9 protein-coding genes are annotated in these 11,832 nt (G+C 61.9%); 5 read left to right on the top strand and 4 right to left on the bottom strand.

Going from position 1 to position 11,832, the window contains the following annotated elements; translation table 11 throughout:
* Positions 1–32: 32 nt before the first annotated feature.
* Positions 33–365: a hypothetical protein gene (locus tag IC232_RS18595; protein WP_190846472.1), complete on the bottom strand. Its 333-nt coding sequence runs from the start codon at positions 363–365 to the stop codon at positions 33–35.
* A gap of 288 nt (positions 366–653) precedes the next feature.
* Between IC232_RS18595 and uvrA the strand changes: the two genes are divergently transcribed.
* Entirely contained in the window at positions 654–3,650 is a 2,997-nt protein-coding gene (uvrA, locus tag IC232_RS18590; protein WP_190846471.1) for an excinuclease ABC subunit UvrA, read from the top strand.
* 19 nt (positions 3,651–3,669) lie between these two features.
* On the opposite strand, the gene IC232_RS18585 is transcribed toward uvrA, so the two are convergent.
* Positions 3,670–4,746 carry an NAD(P)H-dependent flavin oxidoreductase gene (locus IC232_RS18585; RefSeq protein ID WP_190846470.1) on the bottom strand — a complete coding sequence of 359 codons (1,077 nt, stop codon included), beginning with the start codon at positions 4,744–4,746 and terminating at the stop codon, positions 3,670–3,672.
* 183 nt (positions 4,747–4,929) lie between these two features.
* Between IC232_RS18585 and IC232_RS18580 the strand changes: the two genes are divergently transcribed.
* From IC232_RS18580 to IC232_RS18570, 3 genes are all read left to right on the top strand, one after another.
* The gene (locus IC232_RS18580) at positions 4,930–5,670 is read left to right on the top strand and encodes a DUF4336 domain-containing protein (protein WP_190846469.1); all 741 of its coding nucleotides are present in this window, start codon (positions 4,930–4,932) and stop codon (positions 5,668–5,670) included.
* A 78-nt stretch (positions 5,671–5,748) separates the two neighbouring features.
* Positions 5,749–6,558 carry a class I SAM-dependent methyltransferase gene (locus tag IC232_RS18575; protein ID WP_190846468.1) on the top strand — a complete coding sequence of 270 codons (810 nt, stop codon included), beginning with the start codon at positions 5,749–5,751 and terminating at the stop codon, positions 6,556–6,558.
* Between the two features lie 165 nt (positions 6,559–6,723).
* The gene (locus IC232_RS18570; RefSeq protein WP_190846467.1) at positions 6,724–8,874 is read left to right on the top strand and encodes a hybrid sensor histidine kinase/response regulator; all 2,151 of its coding nucleotides are present in this window, start codon (positions 6,724–6,726) and stop codon (positions 8,872–8,874) included.
* 33 nt (positions 8,875–8,907) lie between these two features.
* Here the strand turns inward: IC232_RS18570 and IC232_RS33290 are convergent, their stop codons facing one another.
* Together IC232_RS33290 and IC232_RS18565 are read right to left on the bottom strand one after the other, a co-directional pair.
* Positions 8,908–9,135: a DUF6894 family protein gene (locus IC232_RS33290; protein WP_409564939.1), complete on the bottom strand. Its 228-nt coding sequence runs from the start codon at positions 9,133–9,135 to the stop codon at positions 8,908–8,910.
* Between the two features lie 84 nt (positions 9,136–9,219).
* Complete coding sequence (locus IC232_RS18565) at positions 9,220–9,630, bottom strand: hypothetical protein (RefSeq protein ID WP_312895196.1); 411 nt, start codon at positions 9,628–9,630, stop codon at positions 9,220–9,222.
* A 438-nt stretch (positions 9,631–10,068) separates the two neighbouring features.
* Here IC232_RS18565 and IC232_RS18560 point away from each other — a divergent pair, with 438 nt between their 5' ends.
* Positions 10,069–11,805, top strand: a complete 1,737-nt coding sequence (locus IC232_RS18560) for a right-handed parallel beta-helix repeat-containing protein (protein ID WP_190846465.1) — start codon at positions 10,069–10,071, stop codon at positions 11,803–11,805.
* Positions 11,806–11,832: the final 27 nt, after the last annotated feature.

Genomic DNA, 11,832 nt, shown 5'->3' with positions numbered 1-11,832 from the left:
CAGCAACAGGATCAGCATCGCATCTCAGAGGCTCATCTGACGATCAGAAAATTGAAACGATGTCGTCGGACCTCACAATTAATGCCTTCTCTCCCCATCCAGGATACCACATATCCACCATCGGTAAGGAGCGTTACTTCAATGTTATCAAAGGCATTACCGGCTGTCTCACCGGGCATACTCACTTCAGGGTTCCGCGTCACCCCATCTGAATTAAACGTCCGGATGCGTAACCCACCTTGATCCTCAAACCAGATCCCGACAAACCCGCCATCTGCAAGAGCCATCATCTTGATTGAGCCCGACTGATTGTTCGGCTCGTTATCAATGACGAACTGATTTCCCCACAGGACAGGCGCAGGCATGGATCGACCTCGTTGAATGACAGTCTTAAGATTGTCTGCCGGTACAATAATGTTCCTTATATGCCATTACATAACGTTTCGTTATACTCTCTGAATGAAGGGGCGGTGAAAAGCGTGCTTTACGCTTCCAAGCTCTAGCACAGCAATCAATCCTGTTGCCCCTGTACCCTCTTTGTTCTAGGATCCCGCTCCTGGAATCATCCGCCGCATTGCGCCGGCGGCTGGGGCATCACATATGCGGGAGCCGGCCGGGCGAGGCCGGTCCTCCTCAAAAGGCTAAGCTGGGCAATGGCTAAACTCGACGATCTGTTCAACCGCGCCAAGGCGGGCGATCCGAATGCGCGCGTGATCTCCGTGCGCGGGGCGCGGGAGCACAACCTCAAGAACGTCGACCTCATGGTCCCGCGGGACCAGCTCGTGGTGTTCACGGGGTTGTCCGGCTCCGGCAAGTCGTCGCTGGCCTTCGATACGATCTATGCCGAGGGGCAGCGCCGCTATGTCGAGTCGCTTTCGGCCTATGCCCGCCAGTTCCTGGAGATGATGCAGAAGCCGGACGTGGACCAGATCGACGGCCTCTCGCCGGCCATCTCCATCGAGCAGAAGACCACCTCCAAGAACCCGCGCTCGACGGTCGGCACCGTCACCGAGATCTACGACTACATGCGCCTGCTCTGGGCGCGCGTCGGCATCCCCTATTCGCCCGCCACCGGCCTGCCCATCGAAAGCCAGACCGTCTCCCAGATGGTGGACCGGGTGCTGGAGCTGCCGGAGAAGACGCGGCTCTTCCTGCTGGCCCCCGTGGTGCGCGGCCGCAAGGGCGAGTACCGCAAGGAGATCGCCGAGTTCCAGAAGAAGGGCTTTCAGCGCCTGAAGATCGACGGCGAGTATTACGCCATCGATGAGGCCCCGGCCCTCGACAAGAAGTTCAAGCACGACATCGACGTGGTGGTGGACCGCATCGTGGTGCGGGCCGACATCGCCGCGCGCCTGGCGGATTCCTTCGAGACCGCGCTCGAACTCACCGACGGCATCGCGGTCATCGAATACGCCGACGAGAAGGACGAGAAGGGCAAGCCGAAGCGCATTGTCTTTTCGTCCAAATTCGCCTGCCCGGTTTCCGGCTTCACGATCCCGGAGATCGAGCCGCGCCTGTTCTCGTTCAACAACCCCTTCGGCGCCTGCCCCACCTGCGGCGGCATCGGCCACGAGATGCGCATCGACGAGGCGCTCGTGGTGGACGAGACGCTGTCGCTCAAGCGCGGCGCCATCATGCCGTGGGCTAAATCCACCTCGCCCTATTACGGCCAGACGCTCGAGGCGATCACCAAGCACTTCAAGGCGTCCATGACGAAGCCGTGGGAGGAGCTGCCGGAGAAGGTGCGCGAGGTCATCCTCTACGGCTCGGATGGCGAGAACATCCGCATGGCCTATGACGACGGCATGCGCGCCTACGAGGTCAGAAAGCCCTTCGAGGGCGTGATCCCCAATCTGGAGCGCCGCTACAAGGAAACCGAGAGCGACTGGGCGCGCGAGGAAATCGGCCGCTTCATGAGCGAGACGCCCTGCGAGTCCTGCGGCGGCAAACGCCTGAAGCCGGAAGCCCTGGCGGTGAAGATCGCCGGCTCCGACATCGGCGATGCCACGGCGCTGTCCGTGAAGGACGCGCAGGTCTGGTTCAGCGACCTGTCGAAGAAGCTGACCAAGAAGCAGAACGAGATCGCCGGCCGGATTCTCAAGGAAATCCGCGAGCGCCTCACCTTCTTGGTCGATGTGGGCCTAGAATACCTGACGCTCGCCCGCGCCTCCGGCACCCTGTCGGGCGGCGAGAGCCAGCGCATCCGTCTGGCAAGCCAGATCGGCTCCGGCCTGACAGGCGTTCTCTACGTGCTCGACGAGCCCTCCATCGGCCTGCACCAGCGCGACAACGAGCGCCTGCTCGGCACGCTCAAGCGCCTGCGCGATCTCGGCAACACGGTTATCGTGGTGGAGCACGACGAGGATGCGATCCTCCAAGCCGATTACGTGTTCGACATCGGCCCAGGCGCCGGCATCCATGGTGGGCAGATCATTGCCGAGGGCACGCCTGACGAGGTGATGGCGAACCCGAAGTCGCTCACCGGCAAGTATCTCACGGGTGAGATGTCCGTGAAGGTGCCGGGAAAGCGCCGCAAGCGCGATCCCAAGCGCATGCTGAAGGTCGTGGGTGCCAAGGGCAACAACCTGAAAAACGTAACGGCGGAGATCCCGCTCGGCACGTTCACCTGCATCACCGGCGTGTCCGGCGGCGGCAAGTCGACGCTCGTCATCGACACGCTCTACAAGGCCGTGGCGCGCAAGCTCAACAACGCCCTGGAGCACCCTGCCCCACACGAGCGCATCGACGGGCTGGAGCATCTCGACAAGGTCATCGACATCGACCAGTCGCCCATCGGCCGCACGCCGCGCTCGAACCCGGCCACCTATGTGGGCGCCTTCACGCCGATCCGCGAATGGTTCGCAGGCCTGCCCGAGGCGAAGGCCCGCGGCTACCAGGCCGGACGGTTCTCGTTCAACGTGAAGGGCGGCCGCTGCGAGGCCTGCTCGGGCGACGGCGTGATCAAGATCGAGATGCACTTCCTGCCTGACGTCTACGTCACCTGCGACGTGTGCAAGGGCAAGCGCTACGACCGCGAGACGCTGGAGGTGAAGTACCGCGAGAAGTCGATTGCCGACGTGCTCGACATGACCGTGGAGGAAGCCCGCGAGCTCTTCAAGGCGGTGCCGTCGATCCGCGAGAAGATGCAGACGCTCGCCCGCGTCGGCCTCGACTACGTGCATGTGGGCCAGCAAGCGACGACACTCTCCGGTGGCGAAGCCCAACGCGTAAAACTCTCCAAGGAGCTCTCCAAGCGCGCCACCGGCCGCACGCTCTACATCCTCGACGAGCCCACCACCGGGCTGCACTTCCACGACGTTGCGAAGCTTCTGGAAGTGCTGCACGAGCTGGTCGACCAGGGCAACAGCGTCGTGGTGATCGAGCACAACCTCGAGGTCATCAAGACCGCCGACTGGGTGATCGATATGGGGCCTGAGGGCGGCAACGGTGGCGGCCGCATCGTCGCCCAAGGCACGCCGGAGGACATCGCCGAGTCCAAGGAAAGCCACACCGGCCGCTTCCTCAAGGAAGTGCTGGAGCGCAGGCCCTTGAAGAAGGACGCGCCGCAGAAGGCTTCTGCCAAAAAGGAGCCGGCGAAGAAAGAGGCGCCCAGGAAGGACAAGAAGGTGACGCGGCAGGCGGCGGAGTAAGGCTATAGACCGCCTTACCTCAGACAGAACCCTGTCCGAGTTTGGCCAACGCTTCCTGCGCCAATGTCTTTGTCAGTTCTCCCGCGGGAAGCTCGCGGGCGAGGCGTGCTGCCTGCCCCGACCAGAGAGACATGAAATCGCTTGAACCGAGCGGCTCGGTCTTCTGACGCAAGGGTGCAAGCGCGCCACCAGCCAAGGGAAACGGAGGCGCCGCCGGTGAGATCGGACCGAGCTCGCGCATGATCCGGTTGACGATCCCGCGCGCGGGACGTCCGGTAAAGACGTTTGTAAGCGCCGTTCGATCATCCTTCGCAGCCCTGAGAGCCTGTCTGTGCAGCGGCGCAATCGTTGATTCCGGCGTGAACAGATAGGCCGTTCCGATCTGTACCGCCGATGCACCCAGAGCAAGAGCCGCAACGATACCACGGGCATCGGCAATTCCGCCTGCTGCGATCACGGGAATCTTCACCGCATCGACAACCTGCGGCACCAAGGCCATGGTGCCGACCTGGGTTGAGATTTCGTCCGAGAGAAAGATGCCGCGGTGGCCACCCGCTTCGAAACCCTGCGCGATGATCGCGTCACAACCTCCGTCCTCCAGCCAACGCGCTTCGTCGACGGTGGTCGCAGAGGATAGGACCTTAGCGCCCGTATCCTTCACGCGTTTCAAAAGGCCTTGCTGAGGCAGGCCGAAATGGAAGCTCACGACTTCGGGCCTGAACTCCTCCACGAGGCTCAAGTAGCCTTCGTCGAAGGGAGCACGTGTCGAGGGCGACGTCGGCGCATCAGGGTCGAGGCCCAGTTCCAGATAATAGCCTTTCAGGCGCTCCTTCCATGCGGTTTCATGGCCGGCATCGCCATCAGGCGCTCGATGGCAGAAGAAATTGACATTGATGGGCCTCTTCGTGTGCTGCCGGATCCTCGTCAGTTCCTCCCTTGCCTTGTCGACGCTTAGCAGCGCACAGGGCAGAGATCCCATTCCCCCCGCTTCCGAGACGGCAATGACCAAGTCGGAGAGGTTGGCCCCAGCCATGGGAGCCTGGATGATGGGAAGTTCGATCCCCAGAAGATCCAGAATGCGCCGGTCGGTCCACATGACTGTCTACCTCTCTGTGCTGCGCGTACTCAGTGCTCCAGTGCTAGGCTCGATGGAGAGTCCGCACAAGTGCGCAACCTTCACAGCCCGATGGGCATTCTGCCATATCAGGCGTAGCTTTTGACGAGGGTTTCGCGCGAAACGACGCTACCTCTTCGTCGCCTATAGGGAAGAAGACGAAACATGCCGGGCGAAGACGTCACCTACCCTCCCCTCGATGTGCTCAAGCCCGTCGCCGAGAACCTCTGGATTGTCGATAGCGGACCGCAGGAGGCGATGGGGTTGAGCCTTCCGGTGCGGACGACGGTGATCCGGTTGAGCAACGGCGATGTCTGGCTTCATTCGCCGACCCGGTACAACGCGGAGCTGCGGCGCGAGATCGAGACGCTGGGGCCGATCCGCCATCTCGTCGCGCCCAACATCGCGCACTGGACCCACCTGAAGGGCTGGCAGGGCGGCTGCCCGGCGGCCAAGACGTCGGCTGCGCCCAACCTTCGCCAGCGGCCGCAGGTGCGCAAAGCAGGCATCCGACTCGATCGCGACCTGACGGATTCCCCGCCGGATGACTGGGGTGGCGAGATCGAGCAGATCATCGTCCCAGGCGGCGCCGGCTTTCGCGAGGTCGCGTTCCTGCACCGGCCTACGCGAACCCTCATCCTGACGGACCTGATCCAGAATCTCGAGCCGGAGAAGCTGCCCCTGGGAACGCGCCTCTTCGCGAGGCTCACCGGTGTCGACGCGCCCAACGGCAAGGCCCCGGCTTATCTGCGCTTTGTCGTTCGCCTTCGCCACAAGGAGGCGAAGGAGGCTGTCTCGCGGATCGTCGCGTGGAACCCGGAGCGGGTCATCTTCAGCCATGGCCGCTGGTTCGACCGTGATGGCACAGCGAGCCTGGAGCGTGCCTTCGCGTGGCTGCTGGGATAGCCCGCGCTGCCACTTCTGCGACCTTGCTCCGCTTCCGCAAAGAGGCAATCATCCCGGCTTTCTCCGGCGGAGGGAACGATGAGCGCCACAGACGCAGTCTTCAAGGGCTCCATTCCGGCCCTGTATGAGCAGTATCTCGGTCCCCTCAAATTCGAGCCCTTTGCCGAGGATCTCGCGGAACGGCTGACGGATCTCACCCGGGGGCACATTCTGGAGACAGCGGCGGGGACGGGCATCGTCACCCGTGCCCTGGCTAAGACCCTACCACCGCAGGTCGAGATCACCGCCACCGATCTCAATCAGGCCATGCTTGATCATGCGCAATCCAGGTTGCGGGCTCCGAACGTGCGCTGGCTCCAGGCCGATGCCCAGGCTCTGCCTTTCGACAACGGCAGCTTCGACGCGGTCGTGTGCCAGTTCGGGGTGATGTTCTTTCCCGACAAACTCTCGGGCTACCGGGAGGCCCTGCGGGTGCTGAAGCCCGGCGGACGCTTCCTGTTCAATGTGTGGAACGCCCTCGACTTCAATCCCGTCAGCCGCATCGTGTCGGAAACCGTCGCAAAAGCCTTCCCTGATGACCCGCCCCGGTTCATCGAGCGGGTGCCCTTCGGCTATTTCGACCCGGACCGCATCCGCGGCGAGGTTCAGCAGGCGGGTTTCGAGAATGTCGACGTCAGTGTGGTCGACAAGATCAGCCATGCGCCCTCCACGCGGGAGCCCGCCATCGGGCTCTGCCAGGGCACGCCCCTGCGGGCCGAGATCGAAGCCCGCGCCCCTGGCCGTCTGGAAGAGATCACGGCCAGGGCCATGGAGGCGCTCGCCGGCCATTTCGGCTCGTCAACGGTCGAGAACCGCATGAGCGCTGTGGTCGTGACAGCCTGGAGATAGATGAGCGACGGCCCAAGAGAGGCCCCAACCCCTGGCAGGCGCCCTTGACACTCCGTTGCTCGACTATATCTGGCCAGCTAGGCTTCCTGTGCAGCGGCATGGAAACCCGATATTCGACTTCCCGAGCCGGACCGACGCTCAAGTTCGAGAGACTCTCGCAAAATCATGCCCGGAAGGTCTTCGTTTGTGGGGCGCGTAACGCCGAAGAGCCGCACCGTCCTCTGGCCCTTGCAGTTGCTGCTGGTCGCGAGCCTGCTCGGGCCTGCCCTGTTTTTCGCCTATACGGCCTGGGACGATTACCGCCGCCTGCGCGAACACGCGGATGAGCGGATCGAGCGTGCTCTGGACGTGGTTCAGGAGCACAGCCTCAAGGCGTTTCAGACCATCGAGCGCACGATGGCCGAGACGAACGAGGTGCTGCGCGGCCTCACGCCGGAGCAGATCCTGGCCGAGGAGGCCCGCCTCCAGAGCCGCCTGCGGCGCACCCAGGACGCCCTGCCGCAGATCGAGGCGATCTGGGTCTTCGACAAGGCCGGGCGCCCGCTCGTGTCGAGCACCATCCTGCCCGTGCCCCGCGACCTGGACAATTCGGAACGCGATTACTTCAAAGTGCAGGCAGAACGGGACGCGGGCACCTATATCGGCAGGACGATCACCTCAAAGGTCGGCAGCATCCGGTTCTTCGTGGTGAGCCAGCGCCGCCCGACGCAGGACGGAAGCTTCGACGGGATCGTGGCGGTTTCCGTGCGGCCGGAGCACTTCCGCGAGTTCTACGGTCGGATTTCTCGTGCACTTGCCGATTCCATCAGCCTGATCAGGTCCGATGGGGAATTCCTGGCGCGTTACCCGTCGCGCGGCACCGAACCCCTTCAACTCACCCCCGGTAACTCTCTCCTGCCCGCAATTCAAAGCAGCGCGCAATCCGGCTTCATCACGACTGTCTCTCAAATCGACGGAATCGAGCGGCGCATCGGCTATCGCAAGATCCCGGATTACCCCATCTATGTGACCACTGGGATCGAAACCGCCAGCGTATGGCGGGAGCTCTGGTTGGGAATGGGCCAGCTCCTTGCCTTCGGCCTGCCGGCGACCCTGGGCCTATTCACGATCAGCCTGCTCGCCCTGCGGCGCACCCGCAGCTTTCATGCGGAGGTCGAGCGGCGCGAGATGGCGGAAGCCGCCCTCAAGCAGGCGCAAAGGCTCGAAGCCGTGGGCCATCTCACCGGGGGTGTGGCCCATGACTTCAACAATCTGCTGATGGTCGTCAAAGGGAGTGTCGACCGTCTGCGGCGCTATCCCATGGAAGAGCGGCAGAAGCGGTCCCTCGATGCCATCGACACGGCAGCCGGACGAGGAGCAAGCCTCGTGCGCCAGCTCCTGTCCTTCTCCCGGCAGCAGACCCATGAGCCCGAGGTCGTCGATCTGTCGCGATACCTGCTCGACCTGCAGGACATGCTGCGCTCGTCCCTGCGCGGGGACATCGCCATCGACATACGGCTGCCGCCCGGGCTGTGGCACACCAAGGTCGACCTCAACGAACTCGAACTCGCCGTCCTCAACATCGCGGTCAATGCCCGTGATGCCATGCCCGATGGCGGACGGCTGCTGATCGAGGCCTGGAACCTGAGCCTGCGCGACCCGGATGTGTTGGGCCTTCAGGGCGACTTCGTCGCGTTCAGCCTCACGGATACGGGCTGCGGCATCCCCGAAGACGTGCTGCCACACGTCTTCGAGCCGTTCTATACGACCAAGGCCGTCGGCAAGGGAACCGGCCTTGGATTGAGCCAGGTCTATGGCTTTGCCAAACAGTCGGGAGGCACGGCAACTGCCCTTGCCGAGGCCGGGCGGGGCACCACGATCACGCTCTACCTGCCGCGCACCATCGAGGCTGCGAATGACGAAAGCGCGCCGGCACCTGGACCTCTGGTCCGAAGCGGCCATGGTCATATCCTCCTGGTGGAGGACAACTCCGACATCGCCGAAGTCACCCGCGCCAGCCTTGAGGAGATCGGATTTCAGGTCACGCATGCGGCTGAAGCCCATGCAGCCCTTATGGTCCTCCGATCCGGTACGCGCATCGATCTCGTGTTCAGCGATATCGTGATGCCGGGTGATCTCAATGGAGTCGATCTGGCCCAGATCATCCGCAGCGAGCAGCCTTCCCTGCCGGTCCTGCTCGCCACCGGCTACAGCAATGTCGCCCAAGCGGCGATGGACGATGGGTTCACCATTCTGCGCAAGCCCTATGACTCGGCGGAACTGAGCGCCTGCATCAATCGAATTCTTGGCTTCGTTCCGCTCAAAGCGAGTGCATAGGCAGGGTCAGGGACTCCCAGGGACTGTCAGCGGTCAATGTACCGTTTGAATCAGCTGCATGGAGTGGAGAAGGGTCCCAAGGGGGCAGACGATGTTCAGCCGCCACCCTGACCAATCATCCGCCTCGGTACCGATTTCCGCCCTCAGTTCTTCGACGGCGAGGAGTGCCTGTGCCTTGGCGCTCTCGAGGTCTTGAACCTCGATGCCTGCGTTGTCAATTATCTCGTCATGATTGCTCACGAGGTGGAAGAAGCAACGCATGTCAGACTGTCTACCCACTCGGAAATGATGGAAACTGCTAGCGGGTTTTGCCGGCGAAGTGAAGAGACCTTGCGGCTTCTCGTGCTATTCGCCTTTCGTAGCAGCCTCCCCCTCGATGGGATGAAGGTTATCCAGCGACACCCAGCCGATGTCAGGCCGGGGCACAGGCACCAGATAGGCGCGGCCTTCCTCGATCTGCTCAATCCGGCAGGTAATCGCCCTCTGATCGCCAGGGGGACGGTAAACCACGGTCGCCCCCACTTCGAGCGTATCGGGATGGCGCGGAGCGGACGAGGCCTGAATGGGCAACGCCTCCGCTGCCGGATCATGCCCGTTCCTGACCCGATCAAGTGCCGCAATCGCCAGCTTTGCCCGATCCCGGTACCGTTCGCTGACGGGCCTCAGGAGCGCGCCGCGTGTGCGTCCAGGGTACCACGAAACGCCGCCTGCCTTGGCCAGTTCCTCGGCAACGGCTTCAATTTCCTCGTCTGTCACACGTCCCCCCGCGATAGTTGGCTCAACAAAGCGTTCCATACTCTGATCGAAAAGACATTAACGCAGAGTAATAAACAAGTTCTATTTCTCGGCCTAAGACTTTCTTCAATCACATCTTCGCTCTTGAAGAAGCGCAGTCTCTAATTACCTCGGCAGCACCCCAGCCGCTGGCCAGATCGACAGATCCATCTTCAGAGCACGAACGGCAGCGCGATTCGCAAATCGACCCAGGCTGAAGGCAAGCAATGAGCAACAATACAGTATGTCTTGCGCAATTGACGGCTCGGAAGCCGCACAAAACACTTATTGAGTGAAATAATTCTCGCGGCTGCACCTGATGCTTACCTCAAAAGCTATCAAATGCTCAGGAATATCCGCTCCAAATCTCGCAAACGTATTTAAGCATGCTGGCTCCTTTCCCGATGAAGGATGATCAGCATGGCCCTCGTCATCAATGCCTCGACTTACGGTGCGGTCGCCAATGACAGCATTGATGACTCAGTCGCCATCAATGCAGCCGTGAAAGCAGCGAATACGGAATATCTGAAGAATCCGTCCGCAGGTTGGGTGACCGTCGTCCTGCCGACAGGCACTCTGCTCGTCAAAGGCACCGGCGACAAGAGCGATGGCGCTATCTCCATGCTCAGCGGCACGGCGCTTCAGGGCGCCGGCATGGGCCGGACGATTCTCAAGGTGGCCGACGGGTGGGCAGGCGACATGACCGGCGTGGTTCGCACCCCATTCAATGAGGTCACCACCGATGTCGGCGTCTTCGATCTCTCCATCGACGGCAATCGCGACGCGACGACCGGCAAGATCGATGGCTTCTATACGGGTGTGAGGCCCGGAAGCACACAGCAGGACAGCAACATCCATGTGTCGCGCGTGGAGATCCTGGACTGCTCGGGCTATGGCTTCGACCCGCACGAACAGACCCTGAACTTGACCATCGAGAACAGCGTGTCCCACGGCAATGGGCTGGACGGGTTTGTGGCGGACTACATCGTCCGCGGCATCTACCGGAACAACATCGCCTATGACAATGATCGACACGGCTTCAACGTCACGACGACGACCACCGGGCTGCTGCTTGAGAACAACATCGCCTATGGCAATGGGTCCACCGGCATTGTGGTGCAGCGTGGATCGGAGAACATCCCGTGGCCCAGCAACATCGAAATTGTCGGCGGCCAGTACTACGGCAACCAGAAGGAAGGCGTCCTTCTCAACATGGCCGATAACGTCGTCATCAATGGCGCCACGATCTACGGCAACTTGAGCAGCGGTGTGCGGATCGAGGGCTCGACCGACACGGTCGTGCAGAACAACCGCATCTTCAACAACGCGCAAGGCGGCGACAACCAGTTCGACGAGATCAGCATCCGCATGCGGCTGGATCCGACCACGGGGCAAACCTACTATTCCGTGAACACCCAGATCCTCAACAACACAATCTATTCCGACGGCGCAATCGACGCCCGCTATGGCGTTCGGGAGGAGCGGACGAACACGGCCGGCGGTCCTACCTATATTTCTCTCTTCGGCAACACCATCTCCGGAACAGAGTCGGGGACCATCTTCACCTCGGTTCAGAAGTGGATCGGCACGGCCGGGGCCAACGTGTTCCGCGGCACCGGCTTCGACGAAGATCTGGGCGGACGGTCCGGCAACGACACCATCCGAGGCATGGGCGGCAACGATTACGTCTTTGGCGATGCAGGCAACGACCGGCTCTATGGCGACAACGGACGGGATTGGCTCTTTGGTGGAACCGGCAATGACAGGCTCAACGGCGGGCTTGGGAACGACACCTTGATCGGCGATACCGGTCGTGACGTTTTCGTCTTCAACACGAGGCTCGGTTCATCCACGACCGATCGGAAGGTCAATTTCGACTTCGCCGCCCAGTACAGGGCGAAGGATGACTCGATCTGGCTCGACAATGCCATATTCCGGAAGCTCGACTCCGGAAGTGCCGGCAATCCGCGCAAGCTGGACGCCGACTTCTTCAATGCGGGCAACAGGCCCAAGGACTCGGACGACTACATTCTCTACAACAAGAAGACCGGCATCCTGTCCTACGATTCCGACCGCTCCGGATCCCGCAAGGCCGTGGAGTTCGCCCATTTCACCAAAGGGCTTGCTCTGACCCACAACGAGTTCTTCGTGGTTTGAGCGACCAGCCCGGTCTTCGAAAGCACC

This window comes from Microvirga sp. (genome assembly GCF_014699075.1).
Lineage (GTDB): Bacteria > Pseudomonadota > Alphaproteobacteria > Rhizobiales > Beijerinckiaceae > Microvirga.
Note: the sequence above shows the minus strand (reverse complement) of the source record. Positions and strands in the feature narration are given on the sequence as shown.